Annotated in this window: 25 protein-coding genes; 15 read left to right on the forward strand and 10 right to left on the reverse strand. The window is 68.1% G+C overall.

Annotation, left to right across the window (positions count from 1 at the left end):
* Nucleotides 1-80 precede the first annotated feature (80 nt).
* Both OHA10_RS21720 and OHA10_RS21725 read left to right on the forward strand, forming a co-directional pair.
* Complete coding sequence (locus OHA10_RS21720; protein ID WP_371400588.1) at nt 81-2,129, forward strand: hydantoinase/oxoprolinase family protein; 2,049 nt, start codon at nt 81-83, stop codon at nt 2,127-2,129.
* A complete protein-coding gene (locus OHA10_RS21725) occupies nt 2,126-3,805 on the forward strand; it encodes a hydantoinase B/oxoprolinase family protein (RefSeq protein ID WP_371400589.1) in 1,680 nt (559 codons plus the stop codon). Before OHA10_RS21720 ends, OHA10_RS21725 begins: the two co-directional genes overlap by 4 nt.
* 5 nt (nt 3,806-3,810) lie before the next feature.
* Here the strand turns inward: OHA10_RS21725 and OHA10_RS21730 are convergent, their stop codons facing one another.
* The 7 genes from OHA10_RS21730 to OHA10_RS21760 are packed head-to-tail and all read right to left on the reverse strand — an operon-like array spanning nt 3,811 to nt 11,661.
* Nucleotides 3,811-5,340 (reverse strand): PucR family transcriptional regulator, encoded by a 1,530-nt coding sequence (locus OHA10_RS21730; RefSeq protein ID WP_371400590.1) that lies wholly within the window; start codon nt 5,338-5,340, stop codon nt 3,811-3,813.
* Nucleotides 5,337-6,440, reverse strand: a complete 1,104-nt coding sequence (locus OHA10_RS21735) for a DUF917 domain-containing protein (RefSeq protein ID WP_371400591.1) — start codon at nt 6,438-6,440, stop codon at nt 5,337-5,339. Before OHA10_RS21735 ends, OHA10_RS21730 begins: the two co-directional genes overlap by 4 nt.
* Nucleotides 6,437-7,738, reverse strand: a complete 1,302-nt coding sequence (locus OHA10_RS21740) for a hydantoinase/oxoprolinase N-terminal domain-containing protein (protein WP_371400592.1) — start codon at nt 7,736-7,738, stop codon at nt 6,437-6,439. Before OHA10_RS21740 ends, OHA10_RS21735 begins: the two co-directional genes overlap by 4 nt.
* 28 nt (nt 7,739-7,766) lie before the next feature.
* Nucleotides 7,767-8,777, reverse strand: a complete 1,011-nt coding sequence (locus tag OHA10_RS21745) for an ABC transporter permease (RefSeq protein ID WP_371400593.1) — start codon at nt 8,775-8,777, stop codon at nt 7,767-7,769.
* Complete coding sequence (locus OHA10_RS21750; protein WP_371400594.1) at nt 8,774-10,279, reverse strand: sugar ABC transporter ATP-binding protein; 1,506 nt, start codon at nt 10,277-10,279, stop codon at nt 8,774-8,776. Before OHA10_RS21750 ends, OHA10_RS21745 begins: the two co-directional genes overlap by 4 nt.
* Nucleotides 10,280-10,282: 3 nt before the next feature.
* Nucleotides 10,283-11,302 carry a sugar ABC transporter substrate-binding protein gene (locus OHA10_RS21755; protein WP_371400595.1) on the reverse strand — a complete coding sequence of 340 codons (1,020 nt, stop codon included), beginning with the start codon at nt 11,300-11,302 and terminating at the stop codon, nt 10,283-10,285.
* The gene (locus OHA10_RS21760) at nt 11,299-11,661 is read right to left on the reverse strand and encodes an antibiotic biosynthesis monooxygenase (protein WP_371400596.1); all 363 of its coding nucleotides are present in this window, start codon (nt 11,659-11,661) and stop codon (nt 11,299-11,301) included. The genes OHA10_RS21755 and OHA10_RS21760 overlap by 4 nt, the downstream gene beginning before the upstream one ends.
* Nucleotides 11,662-12,008: 347 nt before the next feature.
* On the opposite strand from OHA10_RS21760, the gene OHA10_RS21765 reads away from it, so the two are divergent.
* From OHA10_RS21765 to OHA10_RS21775, 3 genes are read left to right on the forward strand one after another with little or no spacing between them, the layout of a single operon-like run.
* Nucleotides 12,009-14,042 (forward strand): hydantoinase/oxoprolinase family protein, encoded by a 2,034-nt coding sequence (locus OHA10_RS21765; protein ID WP_371400597.1) that lies wholly within the window; start codon nt 12,009-12,011, stop codon nt 14,040-14,042.
* Nucleotides 14,042-15,757, forward strand: coding sequence for a hydantoinase B/oxoprolinase family protein (locus OHA10_RS21770; protein ID WP_371400598.1), 1,716 nt, complete (start codon nt 14,042-14,044; stop codon nt 15,755-15,757). Before OHA10_RS21765 ends, OHA10_RS21770 begins: the two co-directional genes overlap by 1 nt.
* Nucleotides 15,754-16,953, forward strand: coding sequence for an amidohydrolase family protein (locus OHA10_RS21775; RefSeq protein ID WP_371400599.1), 1,200 nt, complete (start codon nt 15,754-15,756; stop codon nt 16,951-16,953). The genes OHA10_RS21770 and OHA10_RS21775 overlap by 4 nt, the downstream gene beginning before the upstream one ends.
* Here the strand turns inward: OHA10_RS21775 and OHA10_RS21780 are convergent.
* Nucleotides 16,919-17,164 carry a hypothetical protein gene (locus tag OHA10_RS21780; protein ID WP_371400600.1) on the reverse strand — a complete coding sequence of 82 codons (246 nt, stop codon included), beginning with the start codon at nt 17,162-17,164 and terminating at the stop codon, nt 16,919-16,921. The genes OHA10_RS21775 and OHA10_RS21780 overlap by 35 nt on opposite strands.
* 16 nt (nt 17,165-17,180) lie before the next feature.
* Between OHA10_RS21780 and OHA10_RS21785 the strand changes: the two genes are divergently transcribed.
* From OHA10_RS21785 to OHA10_RS21815, 7 genes are all read left to right on the forward strand, one after another.
* Nucleotides 17,181-17,492 carry a winged helix-turn-helix transcriptional regulator gene (locus tag OHA10_RS21785; protein ID WP_371400601.1) on the forward strand — a complete coding sequence of 104 codons (312 nt, stop codon included), beginning with the start codon at nt 17,181-17,183 and terminating at the stop codon, nt 17,490-17,492.
* Entirely contained in the window at nt 17,489-17,677 is a 189-nt protein-coding gene (locus OHA10_RS21790; protein WP_371400602.1) for a hypothetical protein, read from the forward strand. The genes OHA10_RS21785 and OHA10_RS21790 overlap by 4 nt, the downstream gene beginning before the upstream one ends.
* A 103-nt stretch (nt 17,678-17,780) precedes the next feature.
* The gene (locus OHA10_RS21795; protein ID WP_371400603.1) at nt 17,781-18,827 is read left to right on the forward strand and encodes a LacI family DNA-binding transcriptional regulator; all 1,047 of its coding nucleotides are present in this window, start codon (nt 17,781-17,783) and stop codon (nt 18,825-18,827) included.
* An 82-nt stretch (nt 18,828-18,909) separates the two neighbouring features.
* The gene (locus tag OHA10_RS21800) at nt 18,910-20,211 is read left to right on the forward strand and encodes an ABC transporter substrate-binding protein (protein WP_371400604.1); all 1,302 of its coding nucleotides are present in this window, start codon (nt 18,910-18,912) and stop codon (nt 20,209-20,211) included.
* Nucleotides 20,208-21,089, forward strand: coding sequence for a carbohydrate ABC transporter permease (locus tag OHA10_RS21805; RefSeq protein WP_371400605.1), 882 nt, complete (start codon nt 20,208-20,210; stop codon nt 21,087-21,089). The genes OHA10_RS21800 and OHA10_RS21805 overlap by 4 nt, the downstream gene beginning before the upstream one ends.
* Before the next feature lies 1 nt (nt 21,090).
* The gene (locus tag OHA10_RS21810; RefSeq protein ID WP_371400606.1) at nt 21,091-21,969 is read left to right on the forward strand and encodes a carbohydrate ABC transporter permease; all 879 of its coding nucleotides are present in this window, start codon (nt 21,091-21,093) and stop codon (nt 21,967-21,969) included.
* A gap of 15 nt (nt 21,970-21,984) precedes the next feature.
* A complete protein-coding gene (locus OHA10_RS21815) occupies nt 21,985-23,082 on the forward strand; it encodes a glycoside hydrolase family 172 protein (RefSeq protein WP_371400607.1) in 1,098 nt (365 codons plus the stop codon).
* Between the two features lie 41 nt (nt 23,083-23,123).
* Here the strand turns inward: OHA10_RS21815 and OHA10_RS21820 are convergent, their stop codons facing one another.
* Nucleotides 23,124-23,267: a hypothetical protein gene (locus tag OHA10_RS21820; protein WP_371400608.1), complete on the reverse strand. Its 144-nt coding sequence runs from the start codon at nt 23,265-23,267 to the stop codon at nt 23,124-23,126.
* A 106-nt stretch (nt 23,268-23,373) separates the two neighbouring features.
* Here OHA10_RS21820 and OHA10_RS21825 point away from each other — a divergent pair, with 106 nt between their 5' ends.
* Complete coding sequence (locus OHA10_RS21825; protein ID WP_371400609.1) at nt 23,374-23,712, forward strand: SRPBCC domain-containing protein; 339 nt, start codon at nt 23,374-23,376, stop codon at nt 23,710-23,712.
* Nucleotides 23,713-23,781: 69 nt separating this feature from the next.
* Here the strand turns inward: OHA10_RS21825 and OHA10_RS21830 are convergent, their stop codons facing one another.
* Nucleotides 23,782-24,663, reverse strand: a complete 882-nt coding sequence (locus OHA10_RS21830) for an aldo/keto reductase (protein WP_371400610.1) — start codon at nt 24,661-24,663, stop codon at nt 23,782-23,784.
* A 195-nt stretch (nt 24,664-24,858) separates the two neighbouring features.
* Between OHA10_RS21830 and OHA10_RS21835 the strand changes: the two genes are divergently transcribed.
* Nucleotides 24,859-25,671, forward strand: a complete 813-nt coding sequence (locus OHA10_RS21835) for a metalloregulator ArsR/SmtB family transcription factor (RefSeq protein ID WP_371400611.1) — start codon at nt 24,859-24,861, stop codon at nt 25,669-25,671.
* Nucleotides 25,668-26,477: an SDR family NAD(P)-dependent oxidoreductase gene (locus OHA10_RS21840; RefSeq protein ID WP_371400612.1), complete on the forward strand. Its 810-nt coding sequence runs from the start codon at nt 25,668-25,670 to the stop codon at nt 26,475-26,477. Before OHA10_RS21835 ends, OHA10_RS21840 begins: the two co-directional genes overlap by 4 nt.
* Nucleotides 26,478-26,506: the final 29 nt, after the last annotated feature.

Below are 26,506 nucleotides of genomic sequence, written 5' to 3' on the forward strand. Positions count from 1 at the left end.
TTGGGTGGGCCGGGCGCACAGTGTCGTGAAGGGCTTGGGACCTACCGTTCGAGCACGTTCCGACAGCTGGAGGAGTGTGTATGAGCGGGCGGTTTCGGGTTGCGATGGACATCGGTGGGACGTTCACGGATGTGGTCACGTACGACCAGCAGGACGGGGTGTTCGCGGCGTCCAAGGCCTCGACCACGCCGGGGAACCTCAGTGAGGGAGTGCTGGTCGGGCTCGACGCGGTGGTCGAGCGGCCGGCCGACATCGACTTCCTGGTGCATGGCACGACGCAGGGGCTGAACGCGTTCCTCGAGCGCCGCGGTGTGCCGGTGCTGCTGCTCGGGACCGCCGGCGTCGAGGACAGCTACCACATCGCCCGCGGGCCGCGGACGCGCTTGTACGACCTGCACTACCGCAAACCGGTTCCGCTGGTCCCGCGGCGCGACATCGTCGGCATCGGCGGCCGGATCGCCGCCGACGGGTCGGAACTGACCCCGCTGGACGAGGAGGCCGTGCGCAAGGCGGCCCGGGAGGCGGCCGGCAACGGGTACGGCGCGATCGCGGTGGCGTTCCTGTTCAGCTACAAGAACCCCGCACACGAGCTGCGTACTCGCGAGATCCTGGTCGAGGAGCTGGGCTCGGAGATCACGGTGTCCCTGTCGCACGAGGCGGCCAAGGAGTGGCGCGAGTACGAGCGAACCTCGTCGGCGGTGGTCGACGCCTACACCGGCCCGATCGTACGGCGGTATCTCGTCGACCTCGAGCAGCGCCTGAGTGAGCGCGGCCTCGCCGTACCCCTGCATGTCATGCAGTCGTCGGGCGGCATCCTGACGGCGGAGTCGGCGCGCCGCCGGCCGCTGCAGACGTTGCTGTCCGGGCCGGTCGGGGGTGCGATCGCGTGCGCCGAGCTGTCCGCCCGCACCGGGCGACCGAACCTGATCGGGATCGACATGGGCGGTACGTCGTTCGACGTGTCGCTGATCGTCGACGGCGAGCCGGACGTCTCCGCCGAAGCGCAGCTCGAAGGGCTGCCGATGCTGATGAGCGTCGTCAACATCCATACCGTCGGAGCGGGCGGCGGATCGGTGGCGTGGGTCGAGGCGGGCGGTCTCAGGGTCGGACCGCGCTCAGCCGGTGCGCGCCCCGGACCGGCTTGCTACGGGCGGGGCGGTGCCGAGCCGACGGTGACCGACGCCAACCTGGTCCTCGGCCGGATCGACCCCGAAGGGTTCGCCGGCGGTCAGCTGACCCTCGACACCTCGCTGGCCGCGGACGCCGTCGGGGGTCTGGCCGAGCAGTTCGGGCTGGGTACGACGGCGATGGCCGAAGGGATCTGCGATATCGCGAACGCCAAAATGGCGCAGGCGATCCGCACCATCACCGTTGCCCGAGGCATCGAACCGCGCGACTCGGCGCTGGTCGCCTTCGGTGGTGCGGGACCGATGCACGCGGCGTTCCTGGCCCGCGAGCTGGGTATCGCCGAGACCGTGGTGCCACGGTTCCCCGGCGCCTTCTCGGCCTGGGGCATGCTGCAGACGCAGATCCGGCAGGACTACTCCGAGCCGTACTTCTTCCTGGACGAGGATCTGGATGGCGCGGACATGGCGGCCACCCTGGCCCGGATGGAGAAGGCAGGCGTCGACGCGCTGTCCAGCGAGGGCGTCGCCGAGGACCGGCGTACGGCGAACCACTCCGTCGACGTCCGCTACGAGGCGCAGGAGTACACGCTGACCGTCCCGCTGACCGACGCCGAGGAACCGTCCCGGCCAGGCTTCCTGACGACGCTGGCCGAACGGTTCGCCGCTCTGCACGAGGCCCGGTACGGGCACGCCAACCTCGGTGCTCCGATCGAGCTGGTCACCTTGCGCACCGCCGCGATCGGCCAGGTGGCGCGCCCGGCTCCGCAGCCGTGGCCGGCCGCGACGTCCACGGAGTTCGCGCATCAGCTTCGCACCGTGGTCTTCGACGGCGAGCCGCACGAGTCGATCGTCGTACGCCGTGACGACCTGTACGCCGGCCACACGTTCGACGGTCCCGCGATCGTCGTCGAGGACACCGCGACCACCGTCGTGCCGCCCGACCACACCGTCGGCGTCGACGACATCGGCTCCCTGCTCATCCGGCGGAAGGACACCAAGTGACAGCCACTCCGGACCGCGTCGACATCGACCCCGTGACGGTCGAGATCATCCGCAACGCGCTGACCTCGGCGGCCGACGACATGAACGCCACGCTGATCCGTTCGGCGTACACCCCGATCATCTACGAATGCGGCGATTGCGTGGTCGCGTTGCTGGATGCCGATCATCAGGTGCTCGGTCAGTCGGCCGGGCTGCCGATCTTCCTCGGCAATCTGGAGACCTGCACGCTGGCCACCGAGGAGCGGTTCGGGCGCGAGGTCTGGCAGCCCGGTGACGTCTGGATCCTCAACGACAGCTACCTGGGCGGCACCCACCTGAACGATGTGACGATCTTCGGCCCGGTGTTCGACGACGGCACGCTGATCGGCTTCACCGCGTCACGGGCGCACTGGATCGACGTGGGCTCGAAGGATCCGGGTGGGTCGATGGACTCGGTGACGATCTTCCAGGAGGGTCTGCGGCTCGGTCCGCAGAAGCTGGTCGACGGTGGTGAGCCCGTGCACGGTGTCATCGACACGATCGGCACCAACGTCCGGTTCCCGTATCCCACCACCGGCGACATGAACGCGATGATCGCCTGCATCACGATGGGGGAGAAGCGGCTGCAGGAGATCGTTCGCAGGTTCGGCCTCGACACGGTCGAGGCCGCGCGGGACGAGATCTTCCGGCAGACCGAGCTGCTCGAACGCGCGGTGATCGAGGCCATCCCCGACGGGGTGTACGACGCCGAAGGCGTGCTCGACAACGACGGCATCGATCTGAACACGCCGATCCCGATCAGGCTCCGAATCACGGTGTCGGGGGACACGATCGACTTCGACGTGACCGAATCGGCCGATCAGACCGTCGGACCGGTCAACTGCGGTGTCGCGCAGGCGGTGTCGGCACTGCGGGTGGGCTACAAGTTGCTGGTCAGTCCCGATCTGCCGGGCAACGGCGGTTCGTTCCGCTCGATGACCACCCAGGTGCGGGAAGGATCGGTGCTCGGGGCCCGTTCTCCGGCGGCCTGTCAGTGGTACTTCTCCCACCTCGGACTGCTGATCGACATGGTCGCCCGCGCGCTGGCCCCGGCGCTGCCCGACAGCGTGGCCGGGGCGAGCCACGGCGACTCGATGATCATCCTGACGGCCGGAGTCGATCCTCGGGTCGGCCGCGAGTTCGTCAGCCTGGAGGCCACGGTCGGCGGCTGGGGTGCCTGGCAGGGCTCGGACGGCGAGAGTGCGTTGATCAACAACGTCAACGGATCGCTGAAGGACATCCCGATCGAGGTCCACGAGACGCGGTACCCGTGGCGGATCACGGAGTACCGGATCCGGGAGGACTCCGGTGGCGCCGGGAGATGGCGTGGTGGCAACGGGGTGATCCGTGAGTACGAGGCGCAGACGGATCTGTCGGTGTCGCTGTGGTTCGAGCGTTCGCGGCAGCCGGCCTGGGGACTGTTCGGCGGTGAGGATGCGGTCGGCCCCGAGGTCGTCGTCAACCCCGGTCGTCCGGATGAGCGGCGTCTGCTGAAGGTGAACGGTCTCGACCTGAAGGCGGGTGACGTGGTCCGCTGCTCGACCGGTGGCGGCGGCGGGTACGGCGATCCGGTCGAGCGATCGGCCGACGACGTACGGGCCGACGTCAGCGACGGCAACATCAGCGCCGAGGCGGCGATGACCCGCTACGGAATCTAGAGGCACTACTCGTCCGTGCCGGACTGCGTCCAGAGCGAGGCCAGCGCATAACACAGCACGTGCAGGGCCAGCCGCTGCTCGGGTTCGTCGTACGCGAGCCCGAGCTGCCGGGCCCGGGTCAGTCTTGCCAGCACAGTGTTCCGGTGTACGCCGAGGCGCTGGGAAGCCTGGCTCAGCGAGCCACCGCAGTCCAGCACGGCCAGCACGGTCTGGACGAGTGCCATCCGGTCGCGGGCGTCCATCAGCTCGGCGAGGCACAGGTCGGCGACCTGGGCGATCTCGGTGGTCGGCAACCAGGCCAGTGCAGCGGACGCGCCGACCTGGTCGAACCACTGCACACCGGCCGGGCCCTGCTCGCGCGCAACATGTGCCGCAAGACGCGCCTCGGCGACCGAACGCATCAGCCCGGCGACGCCAGGATGGGCCTGACCGACGCCGATCACCAGTCGATGCGCTGCGGCCGAGTCACGAAACGCGGTCACCGCCCGGCGTAGCGGTCCGACGTCGTCGGGATCCTCACTGCTGTGCCAGGAGATCCAACTGTCGCCGTCGACAACCAAAGGCCAGTGCGTACGTCCACGCTGCCAGGCCGCGCGAACCAAGTGGGTGACCTCCTCGGACGGCTCTCCGGACGGCCGCAGCGGCGTCAGCCACACCGCTCGGTTGACGCCGTCGACCTGCCAGCCCAACTCGCTGCTCCAGGGTGGAGTCTCGATCTCGACCGGGCCTGCAGGGGCCTCGGGTGGCGGCTCGGCAGCCAGCCGTCGCAGCAGTCCGAACGCCGCCTGCTCATGGGCAGAGTGAACGGTCGAGTCCAGCCTGGTCTGGGCCCACGCTGCCTGCAGAGAAGGACGAGCCAGCCTGAGCAGCGATTCGACCTGCTCGACCGCCATCGGGCCGTTCACTGGAACAGCCGCAACCAACCGGGCCCACGGCTGCTCGTCCGGTCCTTGTACTTCGACCTCGACCCGCCGGGCATTCGATTTGTCCTGCAATGCGGCGACCCGGCCGGCCACGGCCGTCTCGCCGATCACCAGGGCGACTGGTGCGTTCTGCAGCTCGCTGTTGAGGACACCCAGAACGCCGCGGACGTGAGTCTGTTCGGCGAGTCGTTCCGCACACAAGGCCTGCCCCAGCGCACGGGCGGCCGCCGGCGCGCTGACCTGACCGGCCAGCTGTAGCGCGACATCAACCGGATCGGAGTCGATGGCCAGCAGCGTCATGTTCAGTCGCTCGGCCAGGGCTGCACCGGCCGACCCGGCGACGGCGCCGGACACCACCACCGCCGAGACATTGCGCTCCCAGGCCAGATGCAGCGCGGCTGCCAACGACCAGCCACCGGCGGCGGCCGTGTCGTGCAGTACGACGAGAACGTGCGGAGCGCACCGCCGCAGCCGTTCGAAGGTCTGCGCCAGCACGACCTGCTCGACCTGTCGCAACGGGTCGGCGAAGTGCAGCCGGCTCGCACTCGCCAGCGGCTGGATGCGGACGAGGCCGCCCAGAGTGATCGGTAGCGTCGAGGGGCGTTGGCTCACGGTTCTCCTCGCAGTCGCCGGGGATGGTCGAGCGGGATGCCATGGAAGTTCAGGCCGACCATCGCCATGCCTTCGTCGGAGTACCAGACCGCGTCGCCCGGGGTTACGAGTACGTCGACCAGGTCGCCGCGTTCGAGGTTGTCGAGGGTCGCCAGCGTGCCCCGGGTTGCATCGACCAGACACAGCAGATCGGGAGCACCCGCGATCAGCTCGCCGTTGGCGAAGACGGCAACGATTTCGCTGCGCAGCTCGATACGCAGCTGTCGCCGGCGGCCGTCGGTCTCGTCGATCACGACGCTGGACGGGTGTGCCGGGATGCTGCCGTCGCTGGGCCGGCTCAGCTGCTCGAGCTCGGAGATTCGTCCCCGGCCCAACCTCCGGCAGCCGGTGATCGCGGCCAGCCGGCTGATCAGCAGATCCGGATCGGTCTGTTGCAGCAGGACCCGGCCGACATTGGCGATCCGGGAGATCGTCCCGGGCAGGGCACCGCGACGCAGCGCGCCGGCCGTGGTCGGGTACGAGGCCAGGGCTGCCCAGCCGCCCAGGGTGTCGAGACCGGCCCGGAGCAGCCGGTCCGCACGAGCTCCTGTCCGCGCGTCCACCAGCACACTGTCGCCTGTCGGTCCGAAGGCGACGAGCGGCGTCGGTGAGATTCCGGCCAGGTACATCGCGGTGTGATGGATGAGCGCGAACGCACGCCCCATGCCGTCGGCGTCCAGCAGTGGTACGCCGAGCTGGGCCGCGGCAGCCACCGGGACCAGGGCGCTGACCGTGGCCGCGGCAAGCGGATAGACGGCGCCGAAGCGGACGCCTTGCAACTGCTCGATCTGGCGGATCGCGGCCACGAACTCGTCACCGGCCGGAGGCAGGTCGGCCAGCGCCGACCCGGACCCGAGAACACACAACGACACGCACGGCGTCTCCGGGGCCATCGTCTCGACACGATGCAGCGCCACCGGTCCTTCGCGTTCGAGCAGCCCGGTCAACCACGACGTCAACGAGGACCGGCCGGCATCCCCGACAGCCGGCGCGTAGAACTTGGCGCCCTCGTACAACGCCGGCACGTCCGCCGCGCTGATCCAGGTGGCTGCACCGCTCATGGCGCTTCCAGCAGTGGCCGGCTCAGGCCGATGTCCGGCGTACCGGCAACACGAACGCGGATGCGGACTGTGCCGGCTGGGCTGTACGGCACGGCGACAGTCGAGACCTCGGCGAAGAACGCCGTACCGGGCGCGGCGCCGTTGGCCGTGACGAAGGCGGTCGCACGCTCCTCCGCGTCGCGGCGTACCGATCTGAGCTCGTCGGCGGACTCGATGAAGGCCACCTCGTCCAGCCAGGAGGTCGGGGAACTGACGGCCGCGCCGACGCAGGCCAGCAGTTCCGGCGCATGACGGGCCCGCACAACAGGTACGTCGGGCATCCGGCCGGGGACGCCAGTCGGGGTGACGTCCCGTTCCGGCGTCAGCACCGCGGTCGGTACGACGAGTTCGGTGCCGATGCCCGCCGACTCCGCCAGGCTCACCTGGGCCAGGCCGTGCCGGACCTCGCCGGCCACCTGCGCTCCATCACGGGACAGCAGGACGCGGCAATCGGCCAGCCCTTCCAGATAGGCCGCACCGCAGACCTCCAGCGCGTCGGTCGCGCCGAACGCAACCACTGGCATGGTCCGGATCCGCGATGCGGTGGTGTAGCCGCCGTCGCCGCGGGCCACTCGCAGCTGGAACTCACCGGGTAGCCGACTCAGCACCCGCTCGCACCGGTCGACCAGCTGCTCGGCGACGCCGGAGAGTGCGCAGTCGAGCACAACGGTTGCTTCCCGCGCGACGAGCCCGTGGCCGCCGTACTCGCTCGCGGCCGAGATCCGGGCCCCCGGCATCGCGGTCTGGATCGCGTCGGCGACTCCGCGCTCGTGGCCGGGCCGCGCTTGGGAGCCGGCGGCAACGATCGCCACATGCCGGATCGAGCCGGCGGCGAGCTCGGCGCAGATCTCTTCGAGCCGTCCGTGGTCCAGCGGACAGAGTTCGTTGCCGAGCAGGTCGTGGCCGCCGGCAACTGTGAACCGTCGCGCGACCCGGCGCTCGACCAGCGCGGCCGGAGACCGTGCCAGCGCGGGGTCCGTGGCGGGCCGCGGTACGACGCGGATCACCGCGACCCGGGGCAAGGCGCTGTCTGCACGGGTGATGGCGTCGAGCAGCATCGGAGCGAGGTCGACGGTCACCGCGAACGGCCCGTCCGGGAACTCACCGATAGCTGTCCGGACGGCGGACGCGATCGTCCCGTCGAGGTCGGCCCGAGCCGGCTCGACCGGGAGAACGGCCGCGCCATGCACCACGACCGCGTACGAGCGCTCCGGGTGCAGGCTCACGCCGACGTGTGCGAACTCGCCAGTGCGAGACACGAGCACAGAGTACAGCCGTTGGCCGGCGCTACCGGGACCGTCTACGCAGCCAGCGATCCGTCGTGACGGCGAACAGGATCAGGCAGCCCTGCAGCACCTGCTGGTAGATCGTGTCCCAGCCCAGCAGATTGAACCCGTTTCCGATCAGGGTCAGCAGGAACGCTCCGACCACGCCGCGCCAGATCGCGCCCTCGCCGCCGAGGATGCTGGTGCCGCCGATCACCGCCGCCGCGATCGCGGTCAGCTCCGCGCCGGTGGCCATCGTCGACTGGGCCGAGCCCGCGCGGGACGCGAGGATCAGTCCTGCCAGCGCAGAGCAGACGCCACTGATGACGTACGCCGCGACGTGGATCGATCCGACCCGGATGCCGGACAGCTGGGCGGCCTCCAGGTTGCCGCCGACGGCGTACACCCGGCGACCGAACGTGGTCGTCGAGATCAGCAGTCCGATCGCCACCACGACGATCACGAACATGACGGTGGCCGACGTCAGCCCGAACAGCGACGGCCAGGTCAGGGCGCCGAAGTTCTCGGTCTGGGAGCCGAGTGGATAGACGATTGCACCCGCGGTCACCACGACGGCCACGCCGCGGTAGATGATGCTGGTCGCGAGCGTCGCGATGAACGAGTTGATCCCGCTGCGGACGACGATCATCCCGGTCACGAATCCGAGCAGCGCGCCGGCCACCACGGCCGCGCCGAAGCCGACGGGAACGTTGGTCACCCGCATGATCTCGACGCCGACGATCGCCGACACCGCGAGCGTGGCGCTCGCGGTCAGGTCGAACACGCCGCTCAGGATGCACACCGTCGCGCCGGCGGCCAGCAGCCCGACCACCGTGCACTGGTCGAGCAGGTTGATCATGTTCGATCTGGTGAGGAAGGTGTCGGTGCTGAGCGACAATGCGATCACGATCGCGATCAGTGCGACCAGAATGCCGTAGTCGCGGAACCGGACCGCCCGCCGCGACCCTGTGGACCCTGCGGCCGCGGGCGACTGGGCGGGCGGTTCGGCGGGGGTGGCTGCGTCGACGGTCACGTCGGCTCTCCTTCGTCTCCGAATGCGGCGGCGATGACGACCTCCTTGGCCGTCCCGCGCGGGAACTCGCCGACCGGGCGCCCGTGCCGGAGGACGAGCACCCGGTGGGAGAGGGCGAGCAGCTCCTCGATCTCCGACGAGACGCACACGACGGCCATGCCGTCCCGAGCCAGTTCGGTGATCAGGTGATGGATATGGCTCTTCGCGGCGATGTCCACCCCGCGGGTGGGCTCGTCGACGAGCAGGATGCGGGGCGAGCACAGTAGCCACTTGGCGAACAGCGCCTTCTGCTGATTGCCACCTGAGAGCGTTTCGACGGGCGCATCCTTGGCCGCCGCGCGGATGTCGACGAGGCGCGACACGGTGTCGACCGCGGTTCGCTCGGCGGAGCGCCGTACGACGGGACCGACGCGGCGACGGGGCAACGATGACAGCGCCACGTTCTCGCTGACAGAGCGTGCCATCACCAGGCCCTGTTCCTTGCGTGACTCCGGCACGAACGCGATGCCCGCGGCCATCGCCCGCCGCGGTGACAGCCGGGTGAGTGTGGTGCCGTCGACCTCGACCGTGCCCTCGGTGGCGTGGTCCGCGCCGAAGAGCAACCGCAGCGTCTCGGAGCGTCCGCTGCCGACGAGACCGGCCAGGCCGAGGATCTCTCCGGCGCGTACCTCGAGATCGACGCCCTGCACCGGACCGCGTCGCAGACCACGGGCCGAGAGCACCGTTGGAGCGTCGTCCGGGATCGGGTCCGGCGTGCTGTACAGCATGTCGATCTCGCGACCGACCATTTGCCGGACCAGGGTTCGCGGCGTCTGGGTGGCGGCGTCGTCGGTCGTGACCAGCGCCCCGTCGCGCAGCACGGTGATCCGGTCGGCGACCGCGAGGACCTCGTCGAGGAAATGTGAGACGAGCAGGATCGTCGTACCGCTGTCGGCGAGGCGGCGGATGAGCGCGATCAGGTTGTCCTTCTCGTGCTCGCTCAGTACGGCGGTCGGCTCGTCCATCGCGAGCACGCGCGCGCCGCGGGCCAGCGACCTCAGGATCTCGACCTGCTGCTGTACGCCGGTCGGCAGCAGATCGACCCGTGCGCGTGGATCCACCTCGAATCCGGTCAGCTCGATCAGTTCGTCGAACCGCTTCCGGTCGTGCCCGGCGCGGCGGACGCCGGCGGTCTGCGCCCAGCGACCCAGGAAGACGTTCTCGAGCACGGTCAGCGCCGGAACGAGCGCGCCCTCCTGGGAGATCAGGCTGACGCCCTGGGCGATCGCGTCCCGTGGCCGCGCGAACGTCACCTGCTCGCCGTCGAAGCTGAGCGTGCCGTGGTCGGCCCGGACCACTCCACCGAGGATCTTGAGCAGGGTGCTCTTCCCGGCGCCGTTCTCGCCGACCAGCCCGTGCACCTCGCCCGGCGCGATGTCGAGGTCGACATCGCGCAGGACGGTGACACCGCTGTAGCTCTTCCCGACGCCACGAACCGAGATGCTGGGCGCTGTTGTGCTCATGACTCAATCCGAGTAGTCGGCGGTGAGGCCTTTCAGCGTTTCCTTCGTGCCGAGGCACTCGAAGGTCGTCAGCGTGGTGCAGGCGACGGTCGAGGCGGGCACGTCCTTGCCTCTTGCCTTGGCGAGCCCCAGTTCCGCGGCCTTGGCCCCTTCGGACTTCTCCGGTACGTCGTACACGCCGTACCAGGTGCCGTCGTTGACGAACCCGAAGGCCTGCGTCGAGCCGCCGTTTCCGACGAACCCGATTTTCTTGCCCTTGGCAAGCGGGGTGGCACCTTCGAGTGCCTGCGACGAGCCGATCACGACGTTGACGTCCGGGTGGGACTGCAACAGGTTCTGCATCGCGGCCCGGCCGGTGTCCGGGGTGTATCCGCCGACGAAGTTCGAGACGACGGTTGCACCGCCGGACTTGAGAGCGTTGACGGCCGCGTCGGTCCGCGCGGTGTCGAGCGGATAGTTCGCAAAGCCCTGCAGATAGGCGACTTTGCAGGCTCCGCTCGTCACCGTCTTGCAGGCTTCCAGGCCGAGCTTGGCCAGCCCCACACCGTTGACCGTCGGTGGGTCGATGATGTTGATCGTGCCGGGGACCTGGGGTTCGGCGGTGTCGAACTTGCCGCCGACGGGGGTGAACTCCACCACCACGACGATGCCGGCGGCGATCGCCTGCTTGATCGGGTTGACCATCGCGACCCCGTCGTTGGCCTGCACGATCACGACGTCGTACCGCTTGGAGGTAACCGCGTCCTGCAGTTGGTTGACCTGGGTCGGGCCGTCGAAGTTGGAGTCCAGGAAGGTGGCCGTCGCGTTGTTCTTCTCGGCGTACGACTGGACGCCGGCCCAGGCCGCCTGGGCGAACGAGTTGGCTTTGGCGAAGCCGAAGAATCCGATCTTCAGCTGTTTGTCCGCGGCGACCGAGGTCGGTGTTCCGCCGGCGGTGCTGGTCGCGGGTTTGCTGCAGGCCGCGATGCTCATCGCGAAGGCGACGGTCACACCGACCGCCGCGAGTCGGGCAGCTCGTATCACGGGTGCTCCTCGGGCGTGATGGGGGCGGAACTCACAGGGGATTCAGCGGGGGATCGGTCTGGTACGAGCTCGAAGAGTGCGCCAACGATCGGCTCGCCCGATGTGGTGTCCAGTACGGCGGCGAGTTGCCGGGACAGGGCAACGCGCCAGGGATCCTCGACCCAGTGCTGGTAGTCCGCGGCCGTGTCCCAGTCGGCGATGACCAGGTGGGTGGCCCGGCCCTCGTCGACGGATCGCAGCAGCAACGCGTCCCGGCATCCGGGGAACCGCCGGGCGCGTGCCAGAATCCCGTGCTCGGCGTAGAGATCCTCGAGCGCGCCGGCGTCGGCGGCACGAAGAGTGAGCACACTGCGGATCATCTGGGCCTCCGGTGGGTCCGGGGTGGTCGAGTGGGCAAATGCTGTCGTCGCCCGCCGGTACGCCGATGTGCGCCGAGCACATCGGCCCGCGTGACCGCTGTGCACGCGGGCGTTTGCCGCCGGATCCGGGCCAGGGGGACCGGTTGACACTGCGAATTCGGCTGTGTCACGTTCGAGTCCTCCGCCGTGCCAACCGGCGAGGATCACCCGGCTGACCGTCGGCACGCCTCGGGACAACGGGCCCGCTCCGTCAGCCGCTTCAACCGCCGTACCCAGGGATCACAGCTGTGGCGATCCCCGATGCGACGTGCCCGCGCCCCCGCGGATGAGTCGAAAGGGCCCAACCCATGACCAGCACCAGCCGTGTCGCCATCGACGTCGGCGGTACGTTCACCGATGTCGTCGAACTGCTGCCGGCCACCGGTGAGCTCCGGTTCGACAAGGTCCCCACCACGCCGGCGCAGCCCACCGAGGCAGTGCTGAACGCGTTCGGTACGACGCGGACCACGCTGCCGGAGGTGGCGATGTTCACCCACGGTACGACGCTTGGCCTGAATGCCCTGCTGACCCGCACCGGTGCACGGACCGCCGTGATAGGCACCGCCGGCTTCCGAGATGTCTACCTGCTCGGCCGGACCGATCGCCGGACCAACTACGACATCACCTATCGCCCGCCGCCCGCGCTGCTGGAGCGCTACGACACCTTCGAAGTACCCGAACGCAGCCTGTTCGACGGTTCGGTCCACCGCCCGCTCGACGTCGGCGCGGCGCGTGCGGTCGCCGCCACGATCGCGGAGCGCGGCTACGACTCGGTGGCGGTCGCCTTCCTGCACTCGTACGCCAACCCGGCGCACGAGTTGCGGATGCGGGAGATCCTGGCCGAGATGGCTCCTGACGTCGCGGTGACGCTGTCGCACGAGCTGTCTCGCGAATACCGCGAGTACGAACGGACCAGTACGGCGGTCCTCGACGCCTACGTGAAGCCGATCGTGCGGCGTTATCTCGAGCGGCTGGAAGGCGAACTCCGCGGCGGCGGGTTCGAGGGCCGGTTCCTGATGACTCGATCCGGCGGCGGCGCGATGACCGCGAGCGGGGCGCGGGAACAGCCGGTCAGCCTGATCCTGTCCGGACCGGCCGGCGGGGTCATCGGTGCGAGTGCGTTCAGCACGCTGATCGGCGAGCCCAACCTGATCACCATCGACATGGGCGGGACCAGCCTCGACGCCTCCCTGGTGATCGACGGCGAACCCGTGCTGCATCAGGGCGCGGAGTTCGAACAGCTGCCGATCAACACGCCGTCGCTCTACATCCACACCATCGGCGCGGGTGGTGGCTCGATCGCCTGGCTGGATGACGCCGGGGTGCTGCAGGTGGGTCCGCAGAGCGCCGGTGCGGATCCCGGTCCGGCGTCGTACGGTCGCGGCGGCACTGCGCCGACGTTCACCGACGCGGCACTGACCGTCGGCTATCTCGGGGCGGCCACGCCGCTGGGCGGCCGGCTCGTGCTCGACGACGCACTCGCGACGGCGGCGCTGAAACCCCTCGCCGGCCGGCTCGAGCTCGGCCCGGCCGCGCTGGCCCGCGGCATCATTCGCATCTCGACGGCGAAGATCACCGGCGCGGTACGGGCGATCACAGTCGAGGTCGGCCGGGATCCGAAGGACTTCGCGCTGCTGTCGTTCGGAGGCGGCGGCGGGCTGGTGGCGGTCGATGTCGCGCGTGAGCTGTCGATCCCGACGGTGATCGTGCCGCCGGGCCAGGGCGCGTTCTCGGCTTTCGGGATGTTGTTCGCCGACGTTCAGCACGACTTCGCACAGACCTCGGTGATGCCACTCGCCGATCTCGACGAGACGCGTCTGGCCGCGGCGTACGACGTGATGGCCGAGGAGGCCGCGTCCGCCCTGGCTGCGGACGGGTTCGAGCCCGCGGCGCAGGTACTGGTTCGCAGCGTCGACGTCCGCTACTCGGGACAGGAGCACAGCGTGACCGTGCCGGTGCCGGAGGACGGCCGGGTGGGATCCGTCGAGCGTGCGTTCGCCGAGCTGCACGAGCGGCAGTACGGTCACACGATGACGGATCCGATCGAGATCACCACGCTGCGGCTGCGGGCCACCGGCTTGGTGGCGAAGCCGACGCTGCCACGGCTGCATCGCCGTACCTCGGGCGCACCGTTGCCGAACGCAACCAGATCCGTGTACGTGTCCGCGGAGTGTCCGCAGGAGCCGTACGCGCTGTTCGCGCGCGAGGCCCTGCTCGCCGGCGACGAGCTGGCCGGCCCGGCCGTGATCGCCGAACACACCGCGACCACCGTGATCCATGCCGGCGACCTGCTCCGGGTCGGCGATCACGGCGAGCTGATCATCACTGTCGAAGGAGTCTGATGAACGACTCGATCACCATCGAGGTCATCCGGCACGGTCTGCTCGCCGCCGCCGAGGAGATGGCCCGCAACCTGTGCCGGACGGCGTACAACACCGTCGTCTACGAGATCCACGACTACGGCATCGGCATCCACGACGCGGCAGGCGACGTAGTGGCCGACGCTCCGGGCATCGCCGTGTTCACCCGTGGCAACGATCACGGCATCAAGGCCGCGAAGGAGTTCGTGGGTGCGGACGCGATGCTGCCCGGTGACGTGTTCCTGCTGAACTACCCGTACTGGTCGTCCGCGCACACCCTCGACCCGCTGGTCTTCGCGCCGATCCATGTCGGCGATGAGCTGATCGGATTCGCCTCGTGTCGCGTACACGTGCTCGACCTGAAGCAGAAGGACCCCGGGTACGTCCTCGACTCGACGGACATGTACCAGGAGGGCCTGTTCTTCCCGGCCACCAAGCTGTATCGCGAGGGTGAGGCCAACGAGGACATCTTCAATGTGATCCGCTTCAACAGCCGCCTGCCGGAACGGACGATCGGCGATCTGCAGGCCCAGGTGTCCGCATGTGTGACCGGAGTACGTCGCACGCAGGCAATCGCGGCGAAGTACGGCGTACCGGCGCTGACCGGTGCGATGGAGGCGATCAACGACCATGGCGAACGGCTGGCCCGGATCGCGCTGGCGAAGCTGCCGAAGGGGACGTGGACCGCGCACGACTTCGTCGACTCCGACGGTGTGGACCTCGACCGGATGGTGAAGCTCGATGTCACCGTGACCGTGACCGACGAGGAGATGGTCATCGACTGGACCGGCACCGATCGCGATGTCCGTGGCCCGATCAATCTGCCGGTCGGCCAGACGGCGGCGTTCTGCAGCCTGGTGTTCAAGGCGCTCACCACGCCGGACACGCCAGTTGTCGCAGGCAACTTCCGGCCGCTGCGGATCGTCACCGAACCCGGCTCGGTGGTGCATGCCGTGCCGCCGATGCCGACCTTCACGCTCTGGACCGGGTTGCTCGGTGGCGAGGTGGTCCTGAAGGCGTTGGCACAGGGGATGCCGGATCGGGTTCCGGCCTGCTCGGGTGGTGACGTCTGCTCGATGATGGGGCTCGGGATCAACCCGCGCAACGGCGAACAGTGGCTGGAGGCAACCAACGAGGCGGTCGGCTTCGGTGGGCACGCCGGTGGTGACGGCGCGGACGGCATCATGCATCTGACCGAGCCGGGCTGCCGGAGCAATCCGGTCGAGGTGCTGGAGACCAAGTCCCCGATGTTCATCGAGTCGTACGGCTACCGCCCGGACACGGGCGGAGCCGGTCGGCACCGCGGCGGAGTCGGAGTCGGGCGTGCCTATCGGTTCACCGCTCCGGCGACCGGGATCTGCCTTGTCTACAAGACGAAGACCAAGCCGTGGGCGATCGACGGCGGGCACGAAGGCGACAACAACCACATCATCCTGAACCCCGGTACCGAGCGCGAGGTCGTGCAGGGCGGCAGCTACAACCGGCTCCAGGCCGGCGAGGTCCTGGTGAACAACACCGGCGGCGGTGGCGGCTACGGCGATCCGCTCGAACGAGATCCGGCACGGGTGGCAACCGACGTACGCAACGGGTTCGTGTCGGTGACGGCGGCCGAGCGGGAGTACGGCGTCGTGGTAGATCCGTCGACGTTCGAGGTCGACGAGGTGGCTACCGCCCGGCTGCGGAAGGATGCGGCATGAGCAGTTCTCTCTCGATCATCAACGCGACCATTTTCGACGGCGTCTCGGACGAGCTGGTCGAAGGATCGGTCCACGTCGTGGACGGGCGGATCGTGGCCGCCGGCGGGACACCCGAACCAGCCGACCGGGTGCTCGATGCCCGTGGCCGCACGGTCCTTCCCGGCTTGATCGATGCCCACTGCCACGCCTACGGCATCGACCTGGACCTGCTGAAGCTGGAGTCCGCTCCGCTCAGCTACGTGGCGCTGGTTGCCGCCCGGCGGTTGGCCGGAGCGCTGGCGCGGGGGTTCACGACGGTACGGGACCCGAGCGGAGGAGATGCGGGACTCGCGCGGGCGATTACCGAGGGGTTGTTGCCTTCGCCCCGGTATCTCTGGACCGGTCCGGCGCTCAGTCAGACGGGTGGCCACGGTGACGTGCGGGCCGCCGACAGCGATCTCTGCGGTTGTTCCTCGCACTCGGTCGAGGTGGTCGACGGCGTCGATCCGCTCCGCCGAGCCGTCCGCGACCGGTTCCGCCGCGGCGCGCACGCGATCAAGGTCATGGCGTCCGGTGGCGTCGTCTCGTTGACCGATCCGATCCGCATCCCGCAGTACTCCGCCGATGAGATCCGCGCGGTCACCGAGGAGGCGACTCGCCGCGGCAGCTATGTCGCGGCGCACGCCTATTCCCCGGAGGCGATCCGGCACGCGATCGACAACGGAGTCCGCAGTGTCGAGCACGGCAACCTGCTCGACGCCGAGACCGCCGAGGCGATGGCGGCGGCCGGAGCATTCCTCGTGCCGACGCTCGCGGCGTACGACGCAATGGACCGTCGGGGCGCCGAGCTCGGGATGGCACCGGTGTCCCGGGAGAAGAACCGCGAGGTTCTCGAAGCCGGCCGTAGTGCCGTCGAGCTCGCCCGGGCCGCCGGCGTACGAGTCGGCTTCGGAACCGACCTGATGGGGGTGCTGGAGGACGAGCAACTCAACGGGCTACGCCTGCAGATCGAAGTCGACGGCCCGGCAACAGCCCTCCGGTCCGCCACATCGGTCAACGCCGACCTGCTCGGCCGCCCGGACCTCGGCCGAGTCCGCGAGGGCTGTGTCGCCGACCTCCTCATCGTCGACGGCAACCCGCTCCACGACCCTTCCCCGCTGTGGACCGCCGGCCATCGCACCGTCATCCAGGCGGGCGCGGAGTCGGCGGCCTGGTGATCGAACCCCACGACGTGCCCGAGTCTGCGCTTGAGGTGAAGAACTGTTCGAGGACGGCGGCGAACGACTGCGGATCGGCGACTTGGGTCTCGCCGTCGATGGTCCGGCGCTGGGCGTTCGGTAGGGCTGCAGTGATCGCGTCGGCGGCCTCGTCGAAGAAGCCGGGCCCCAGACCTTCGAGGTGCGGGTCGGGGCGCCCGCCGGTCGCCACGAGGACCGGTTGCGTGATGGCGGCCAGCCGGCTGCGCGAGCTCGAAGCTGCGGAGATCGTGCGCCGACGCCGGTTCGCGCCGAGCAGTACCTCGGCGTACGAGCTGACAGAACGCGGCCGCGCGCTGGAGCCCGTGCTGACCGCGATCAGGCACTGGGGCGCCGAACTGCCGGCCGACGGGGCGAACCGGCCCTGGGCGTCGATGGGCTCGTCTTCGCGCTCAAGTCCACTTTCGATGCCGAGCTCGCCGACGGCCTCGAGGCTGTCGTCCAGCTCGACGTCGGTCACGACCGGTTCCGGGTCGAGGTCAGCGACGGGCGGCTCGTGATCGCTCGCGGCGAGGTCGCCAACCCCGACGCCGTCATCGCCGCGGAGGCACCGGCCCTGCAGTCCCTTGCGTTCACCGACCGTCGACTCCCGGACGCTGAACAAGCCGGCGAAGTAGCGCTCTCCGGCAGCCGCGAAGCAGCCGAACACCTCTTGAACTGCTTCCCGGTGTCTGTCCGGTCCTGATTCGCTCGTCGGCGGGCTCACGGATCGACCGCCTCGGGGGCTTGCGTCAACGCGTTTGACGGCTGGAAGCTCGCTTTTGTCAGGGACGGCAAACGTTTGACGGATGGTTGAGATGGTGACATTGCGCGACATCGCCGAGCAGGTCGGCGTCTCGGTGTCGGCGGTGTCGCTGGTGCTGAACGATCGAGCCACGGGCCGGATCCGGGCCGACGTCGCGATCCGGATCCGAGAGGTCGCCGCCGAGCTGGGCTACGTGCCGAATCTGCTCGCCCGAGGGCTCAAGACGCGGCAGTCGCTCACCATCGGGCTGGTGTCGGACGGTGTGGCGTCGATCCCGTTCGCCGGCCAGATGCTGGCCGGCGCACAGCTGGCGGCGGCTGAGCAGGACTACCTGCTGATGCTGATCGACACCGTCGGCCATCCAGAGGTGGAAGGCCCCGCGACCCGGGCGCTGCTGCAGCGCAACATCGAGGCCCTGATCATCGCCGCCGAGTTCCATCGCGATGTGGAGTTGCCGCTGGTTCCGAACTCGCTGCCGATCGTCGTACTCGACGGTCGTCCCGAGGACCCGCTGGCCGGGGCGGACTGGGTTGTTCCGGACGAGGTCGGCGGCGCGCAGGCGGCGACCGAGCTGCTGCTGGCGGCCGGCCATCGCCGGATCGCGTTCTGCAACATCGCCGACTCGATGTTCGTCGCCCGCGAGCTGCGCCGTACCGGGTACGAGAAGGCGTTACGTGCGTACGGCGTCGACGTCGACCCGGCCTTGATCGTCGAAGCCGTCAACCCGACCGCACGCGCCGGACGCGCACCGGCTCTCGAACTGCTGCGACGGCCGGACCGGCCGACGGCTGTGTTCTGCTTCTCCGACCGGATCGCGATGGGGTTCTACCAGGTCGCCGACCAGCTCGGCCTGGAGGTCCCGCGCGACTTGTCGGTGGTCGGCTTCGACAACCAGCAGTTTGTTGCCGAGAGCCTCCTTCCCAGTCTGACCACGATCCAGCTTCCACACCGCGCCATGGGCCGGTGGGCCGCCGAACAGGCGATCGCCCGCAGCCGTGGTGAGACCGACCCGGCTCCGGCCCACCGGCTGATGCCCTGTCCGGTCGTCGAACGTTCGTCGGTCGCGCCGCCCGCTCCCGGCACCGGCTGAGCCCCACCCACCCCACTACCTGCGACTTCGCGTGGCCGCGGGTCGATCAGTCACGCCTGCCTACGAGTTCAAGGAGTCCGTCATGAGATCTGTCTCGCGTAGAGCCTGCATCATCGCGGCCGCACTGGCCCTCACCGCGACCGGCCTCGCCGGCTGCGGCGGCGGTACGTCGGGGGAGTCGGGCAAGACCTTCAAGATCCTCCAGTACGAGAACGCCTCCACCGCGCAAGGTCAGGGCTGGCAGAAGGCACTCGAGATCTTCAAGGCCAAACATCCCGATGTGAAGGTCGAGTTCCAGCAGACCAGCTTCGACGCGTTCCGCCAGAACGCGAAGATCACTCTGTCCGGCAACGACGTACCGGATGTCGTCGAGTTCAACAAGGGCAACGCCGACGGCGGTCAGCTCGCCGCTCAGGGTCTGCTCGAACCGCTCACCGATCAGGTGACCAAGAACGGCTGGGACAAGAAGGTCACCGGTTCGATGGCGGCGTTCGCGAAGTACGACGAGAACGGCCATGCCGGCACCGGTGACTGGTACGGGATCCCGAACATCGGCGAGTACGTGATGTTCTATTACAACAAGGCGAAGTTCCAGCAGGCCGGAATCGCCAAGTTGCCGACCACGCTCGCGGAGTTCGAGACCGCGATGGACAAGCTGAAGGCCGCGGGGCAGATCCCGATCTCCAGCTCGGCGAACACCAGTCAGGGCTTCAACCAGATGTGGATCTGGTATTCGCTGGTCTCGGCGCTGTCGACGCGTCAGCAGATCGACGACTTCATGTTCGTCAAGGCGCCCGTCGACTTCCACAGCGATCCGTGGAAGGAAGGGGCAGAGAGATTCCAGCAGTGGATCGACAAGGGGTACGTCGGGGACAAGCTCGGCGGGCTGTCCTTCGAGCAGGCAACCGTCAACTTCCTCAGCGGCAAGACCGCGATGCTGATCTGGAACAACGGTGAGTTCGCCCGTATCCGCAAGGACGCCAAGTTCGACTGGGGATATTTCACGCTCCCCGGCGCGCAGCTCTCGATGGGTTCGTCCGGGCATCTGTGGGGAGTACCGGCCAAAGCCAAGAACAAGGACCTCGCCTACGACTGGATCAACACCACGCTCAGCCCCGAGGTGCAGAACCTGATCGGCCAGCAGGGCGGTCTCCCGCTGGCCGGCGACACCGCGACGATCAGTGATCCGGTCACCCGGCAGTTCACCGAGCGGTTCGACCAACTGGTGAAGGCCGACACGCTGTCGTTCTACCCGGACTACCCGGTGCCGGGCTTCCTCGACTTCATCCAGACCCACATGCAGGCGATGTCGAACCGCAACGAGACGGCCGCGCAGTACCTGGATGCGCTGCAGAAGTTCTACGACGACGGCACCAAACGATGAGACGCAGCTACTGGTGGTACCTGTTACCCATCGGCATCGGCTTCACCGCGGTCGTCGCCGTACCGTTCGCGGCGAATGTCGTGCTGAGCTTCTTCCGCTGGAAGGGCGGTATCGCGCCGCTGCACTGGAACGGGTTCGGGAACTACAGCGATCTGTTGCACGATGCAAACTTCTGGCTCTCGTTCCGGAACTCGGTCTTCATGATCGTCGCGATCGTGGTGATTCCCACCGGTGCGGGGATCCTGCTCGCGGCGACCTTGGTCGATTACCTCGGTAAACGGTTCGGTGCCCGGGCGGCGAGTTTCCTGCGCGCGACGTACTACCTGCCGCAGATCCTGCCGATCGCGGTGGCCGGCTTCATCTGGAGCTGGATCCTGGATCCGGGCAGCGGGTCGGTCAACACCTTCCTGCGCTCGGTCGGAGTGAGCGATCCACCCGACTGGCTGGGTAGCCCCAGCCTCGCGCTGTACTCGGTCATGCTGATGCTCGTCTGGTTGCAGCTCGGCTACCCGCTGGTCATCTTCATGGCGGCGTTGTCGCGGGTCGATCCTGAGCTGTACGAGGCGGCCGCGATCGACGGCGCCGGCTGGTGGCGGCAGTTCGGTGCGATCACACTGCCGACGGTCCGACCGGAGATCTTCATCGTGGTGCTGACCGCGACGGTTGCCGCACTCAAGGTGTTCGCGCCGATCCTGATCCTCACCGGCGGCGGTCCGGAGGGGTCGACGCTGGTGCCGTCGTACTACGCCTACCGGAACTTCTTCGAGTTGTCGCAGGTCGGCTACGGGTCGACGATCGCCACCGTGATGGCAGTCGTCATCTTCGGCGTGGCCGCCGTACTGCTCGGTTGGCAACGACGCGTGGAACGGAGGGCCTGACATGACGGTTTCACTGGCCGCGGAGCGTACGACGGCCGTGGTCGAGCACCGGCCGCGACGCCGGTCGCCATTCACCTGGATCGTGCTTGCGCTCGCCGGGTTGCTCGCGCTGCTGATGTCGTCACCGTTCCTGCTGATGGTCCTGAACGCCTTCAAGACCGGCGCGGACTACTCGAGCCACGGCCCGATCGCACTGCCGCGCAGCTTCAGCCTCGATGCCTTCAGCAACTACCTGTCGCTGGTCGACTTCCCGGTCGCGTTGTGGAACTCGGTGCTGATCTCGACGGTTGTCGCATTCGGTGGGGTCGCGCTCAGCCTGCTCAGCGCGTACCCGATCGGTGTCGGCCGGGTCCGGGGGAGCGGGCTGATCCTGGCAGGCCTGTTGCTGTCGACGATGCTGCCGCACGAGGCGCTGATCTATCCCTTGTTCTACGGCGCCCAGGCCACTCACACCTTCAACACGGTGTGGTCGGTCATCATCGTGTTCGTCGTACTGCAAGGGGCCTTCGGCACCTATCTGCTCGCCAGCGTGATGGGTACGGTGCCGAAGGAGATCCTCGAGGCCGCCGCGATCGACGGCGCGGGGCGGTGGCAGATCCTTTGGCGGATCGTGCTGCCGATCCTGCGGCCGACGCTGTCGGTGCTCGTCGTGTTCTTCTTCATCTGGACCTGGAACGAGTTCTACATCCCCGTCGTACTGCTCGCTGACCAGTCGTCGCAGACCGTGCCGATCGCGCTGTCGACGCTGCGTGGGCAGCATTCGATCGACATCACCGTGCTCAACGCCGGGTCCCTGCTGTCGCTTCTCCCAACGCTCGTCTTCTTCCTGATCTTCCAGCGCACACTCAATCGCGGCGTGACCGCGGGTGCCGTCAAATAGCCCGAGAGGAATCTCTTGTTCTCCACTTTCAGCGTCCCCGTCCTGCCCGACGGTGTAGTAAGTCGGTCGATCAATGCCGAGAACCGGACCGGAGCACCCGGCGTCGGCGCACGTGCCGCTTCGGCACTCGGTCCGTCCCGGAAGGGTTCGGCGTACCTCCCGCTGCCGGCTGGGGAGACGCTCACGCTCGCCGACATCGAGGGGCCGGGGGTCATCCGGCACATCTGGCTGACTGTTGCCGACCGCACGGACCGAGGGCCGTTCGTACTGCGTGACCTGATCCTACGGGCGTACTGGGACGGCTCGGACCGGCCCTCGGTCGAAGTTCCGGTCGGGGACTTCTTCTGCAACGGGTTCGGCACGCGCGCTCTGGTCACCTCCGCGCCGATCGTGGTCGCACCGACTGGCGGGATGAACTCCTACTTTCCGATGCCTTTCCGTGCCGGAGCCCGGTTGACGCTCGAGAGCCAGCACGCCGGCGACTTACCAGCTGTCTTCTTCCAGGTCGACTACACGCTCGGCGACGACGTGGCAGCGGGTACGCCGTACTTCCACGCGCAGTGGCGGCACTCGGATGGTACGGCGCCTTTGGGTACCGACCACGTCATCCTGGACGGGGTGTCCGGTCGCGGTACCTACGTCGGCACGTATGTGGCGTTGACCTCGCTGCACCGGTACTGGTGGGGTGAGGGAGAGGTGAAGTTCTTCATCGACGACGATGACGAGTTCCCGACGTTGTGCAGTACCGGACTCGAGGACTACGCCGGTGGCGCGTGGGCCTTCCAGGACGAACTCCGCGCCGCACCGGAACCCGAGATCCTGACCTTCAGCGCGCCGTACTGCGGCTACCCGTTCCACTCGACCCGCGACCGCACCAAGGCATCCCCCTTCTCGACAGAAGCCCTCCCGATGCACGGCCTCTACCGCTGGCACCTCCCCGACCCGATCCACTTCACCGAACGCCTCAAGGTCACGGTCCAGCAGATCGGCGCCTGGGATCACGGCCTCTTCGAACGCCAGGACGACATCGCCACCACCGCCTACTGGTACCAGATCCCGCCCCACGCGCCGTTCCCACCACTACCGGCGCCGATCAACCGCCATCCCCGGTGAGTCGGGGAGGTTGTTCGACGTACCAAGGTCCCGAGGGACGCTCAACGTGTACGCCGAGAAGGTTTCAACAGGAGCGCATCGACCAGCGCGGTTGCGTTGGTGTTTGCGGCTGCGAGGATTTCCTCGTCGGTGAACGGTGTGAGCGTGGCCGCGTCGACGGCCGCGTTGATGCTCAGCATCGCCATCCGGAGCTGCAGCACTTTCGCCGAAGTCTGGTCCCGCAGGAGGCTGGACTACCTAACGGTAGGTAGGTTCAGTTTGGCCTGAGTGGTCCATAGATTTTGGGGAGACATGCGCCAGTACACGGTTGTCCAGGAATACGGCTACCCGAGAGACGAGGTCTGGACCGTGCTGACTGCTCCGGCGTACGTCGCACAGTGGACGACGACGGGCCAGGGCGGCTCGATGTATTACACCTGGCGCGGGGACGAAGACAGCGATGACGTCACCGATGTGAACTACCTGCTCGAGGAGACCGCTACCGGCACATGTGTCACCTGGACCCACTCCGGCTTCACCGGCATCGGCGGATTGGCGATGTCGAAACTGCTGGCAAGGGTGCGCCGCACGATGATGACCGACGGACTCCCGCCGGTGCTGGCCGCGTACCACGCAAGCCGCATCGCCTGATGTGCTGCCGATAACCCTCGCTCCGCGGTTTCCTCGGTGGTTACCGAGTACGGCGTTTCACTGGATCGATCAGGCTTCGGGGATGGAGCGGTCGAAGGCTTCGAGGGTGATGGCTTCGGGCTCGGGGCCGCCGCGGACTCCGGTGTCGAGTGCGTCGATCGAGGCCAGCTGCTCCGGGGTGAGTTCGAAGTCGAAGACGTCGAAGTTCTCGGCGATCCGCTCCGGCTTGGTCGACTTCGGGATCGCCGAACGTCCACGCTGCAGATGCCAGCGCAGCATCACCTGAGCGGCTGACTTGCCGTACTCAGCGGCGATCGCGAGGAGTGTGGGGTCCTCGAACGTGCTCTTCTCGGAGTCGCGGTACGACGTGATGCCGCCGATCGGTGACCAGGCCTGGGTCAGGATGCCGTGTTCGGCGTCTACCCGCTGTAGCTCGGTCTGCTGGAAGTAGGGGTGGACCTCGATCTGATTCACCGCCGGTACGACGGAAGTCGCCGCCAGCAGGCGCTCGAGATGTTCGGGCATGAAGTTGCTGACGCCGATCGCACGCACCTTGCCGTCGGCAAGCAGTTTCTCCAGCGCCCGGTAGGCGTCCAGTGTGCGGTCGAAGGCCGATGGCAGAGCCTGGTGCAGGATCAGCAGGTCGAGCTGTTCGACGCCGAGTTTGCCGGTGGCTTTGTCGAACGCGTGCAGGGTCGCGTCGTACCCGTAGTCGCTGATCCAGACCTTGGTCTCGATGAACACATCGTCGCGGGCGATCCCCGAGCGCGCGATGCCGTCCCCGACCCCACGCTCGTTCAGGTACGCCGCGGCTGTGTCGACGAGGCGATACCCGACACGCAGCGCCTCCTCGACCGCATCGCTGGTGACGTCAGGCGGTGTCTGGAACACGCCGAAACCAAGGGCCGGCATCTCCACACCGTTGTTCAACGTGATGGTGTTCTCGCTCATGTCTCCACGGTAGGCAACCTTCGAGCCCGACTGGGAGGTCCTGCTATTACCCCCTGAACACCCCTACGGCTTGACCAGGACCTTGAGCGCGGTGCGGTCGTCCATCGCGCGATATCCGTGGGCGACGTCGGTCAGGCAGGGCAGCTTTGCGGACGAGGTTTGCGATATGCAGGTAAATACCTGCATAATGGGTTCATGACCGCGCAGCAGGACGCCCTGGATCAGGTGTTCAAAGCCCTGGCCGACGCGACGCGGCGCAGCCTTCTCGACCGTCTCCGCCGGCAGAACGGGCAGACGCTCACCGAGCTCTGCGCCAGCCTCGAGATGGCGCGCCAGTCGGTGACCCAGCACCTCGACTTGCTGGTGCGAGCTGAGCTGGTCGTCGTCGTACGGCGGGGCAGAGAGCGACTGCACTACCTGAATCCCGCACCGATCCACGAGATCGGGGAGCGCTGGATCGCGGCGTATGACGTGCCACGACTGGCGGCCCTGAGTGATATCCGAAAACGAGCAGAGGAAAACCCGGTGACAGACACCGCAAGATCCATACCGACGTACGTGTACGTCACATACATCCGTGCGAGCGCCGAGGACGTCTGGAAGGCCCTGACCGATGCCGACGTGACCGCGCAGTACTGGCACCACGCCAACGTGTCCGACTGGCAGCCCGGCTCGGCATGGGAGCACCGACGGGTGGACGGGTCCGACATTGTTGACGTCGTCGGCACCGTGGTCGAGGCGGAGGCGCCCAACCGCCTTGCCGTCACCTTCGAGGCCTCTCCGGACGAGGAGCGGGTCAACGGGCCGTCGGTCGTCACGTTTCTCATCGAGCCGAGCGGTGACGTCGTCCGACTGACCGTGACCCACGAGAACCTTCCAGACCTGGAGATGTTCGACCGCATGTCGAACGGGTGGCCGGCGGTGCTCGCCAGCCTCAAGTCGCTGCTGGAAACCAGTGCCGGCCTACCCGCGGCCAACTGGGACAGGCCGACAGGCGTGATCGCATGAGCCGCCCACTGCTGGAGAACAAGAACGCCGTGATCTACGGCGGCGGGGGAGCCATCGGTGGCGCCACCGCCAGGGTGTTCGCGCGCGAGGGCGCGAGGCTGTTCTTGGCCGGCCGGACGCAGGCCAAGCTCGATGCGGTCGCCCGCGACATCGCCGCTCTCGGCGGAGAGGTCGAAACCGCGCAGGTCGATGTGTTCGATCAGCACGCGGTCGAGGAGCACGCCGCGGCGGTCGCCGCGAAGGCCGGCAGCATCGACGTCGCCCTGAACGCCGTCAGCATCATGCACGACCAGGGGACCTTGCTGGCGGATCTGTCGCTGGAGGAGTTCATGGTGCCGATCGACGGATTTCTCCGGACGTTGTTCATCACCAGCAAGGCGGTGGCCAAGCACATGGGGCATGAGCGTCCGGGCGTCATCCTGACCCTGTCCGAACCGGGATCCAAGCTGGCGGCCGGCGGCATCCTGGGTCACGGTGTGAGCGCGGCCGGCAAGGAGACGTTCTCACGGCTTCTGGCCGCGGAGTTGGCGCCGAGCAACGTCCGGGTCGTCTGCATCCGTCCGCACGCTGTCGTCGATGCGCCGGCATCGGGTTCCTACACGAAGGAGCTCTTCGAACCGATGGCTGCTGCCGGTGATCAGTCGGTGCAGGAATTCCTCGAAGGCGGGCTGGCGCAGGGAGCGCTGCTCAAGCGCCTGCCCACGCTGGCTGAGGTCGCCGAAACGGCGGCATTCCTCGCTTCGGATCGTGGCGGAGCCATGACCGGAACAGTCGCGAACCTGACCGGCGGCGCTCTCGTGGACTAGTTGCTGTGGTCGACGGCAACTGTCGTGGA

Origin of the sequence: Kribbella sp. NBC_00662, from assembly GCF_041430295.1 — a bacterium.
GTDB lineage: Bacteria > Actinomycetota > Actinomycetes > Propionibacteriales > Kribbellaceae > Kribbella.

Bases quoted from the DNA above. Each gene is read 5' to 3' on its own strand.
- OHA10_RS21825 (WP_371400609.1), top strand. From the start codon at position 23,374: ATGCGCCAGTACACGGTTGTCCAGGAATACGGCTACCCGAGAGACGAG.
- OHA10_RS21775 (WP_371400599.1), top strand. From the start codon at position 15,754: ATGAGCAGTTCTCTCTCGATCATCAACGCGACCATTTTCGACGGCGTC.
- OHA10_RS21750 (WP_371400594.1), bottom strand. From the start codon at position 10,279: ATGAGCACAACAGCGCCCAGCATCTCGGTTCGTGGCGTCGGGAAGAGC.
- OHA10_RS21805 (WP_371400605.1), top strand. From the start codon at position 20,208: ATGAGACGCAGCTACTGGTGGTACCTGTTACCCATCGGCATCGGCTTC.
- OHA10_RS21795 (WP_371400603.1), top strand. From the start codon at position 17,781: ATGGTTGAGATGGTGACATTGCGCGACATCGCCGAGCAGGTCGGCGTC.
- OHA10_RS21720 (WP_371400588.1), top strand. From the start codon at position 81: ATGAGCGGGCGGTTTCGGGTTGCGATGGACATCGGTGGGACGTTCACG.
- OHA10_RS21840 (WP_371400612.1), top strand. From the start codon at position 25,668: ATGAGCCGCCCACTGCTGGAGAACAAGAACGCCGTGATCTACGGCGGC.
- OHA10_RS21800 (WP_371400604.1), top strand. From the start codon at position 18,910: ATGAGATCTGTCTCGCGTAGAGCCTGCATCATCGCGGCCGCACTGGCC.
- OHA10_RS21785 (WP_371400601.1), top strand. From the start codon at position 17,181: ATGGCGGCCAGCCGGCTGCGCGAGCTCGAAGCTGCGGAGATCGTGCGC.
- OHA10_RS21760 (WP_371400596.1), bottom strand. From the start codon at position 11,661: ATGATCCGCAGTGTGCTCACTCTTCGTGCCGCCGACGCCGGCGCGCTC.
- OHA10_RS21820 (WP_371400608.1), bottom strand. From the start codon at position 23,267: ATGGCGATGCTGAGCATCAACGCGGCCGTCGACGCGGCCACGCTCACA.
- OHA10_RS21835 (WP_371400611.1), top strand. From the start codon at position 24,859: ATGACCGCGCAGCAGGACGCCCTGGATCAGGTGTTCAAAGCCCTGGCC.
- OHA10_RS21830 (WP_371400610.1), bottom strand. From the start codon at position 24,663: ATGAGCGAGAACACCATCACGTTGAACAACGGTGTGGAGATGCCGGCC.
- OHA10_RS21765 (WP_371400597.1), top strand. From the start codon at position 12,009: ATGACCAGCACCAGCCGTGTCGCCATCGACGTCGGCGGTACGTTCACC.
- OHA10_RS21770 (WP_371400598.1), top strand. From the start codon at position 14,042: ATGAACGACTCGATCACCATCGAGGTCATCCGGCACGGTCTGCTCGCC.
- OHA10_RS21810 (WP_371400606.1), top strand. From the start codon at position 21,091: ATGACGGTTTCACTGGCCGCGGAGCGTACGACGGCCGTGGTCGAGCAC.
- OHA10_RS21735 (WP_371400591.1), bottom strand. From the start codon at position 6,440: ATGAGCGGTGCAGCCACCTGGATCAGCGCGGCGGACGTGCCGGCGTTG.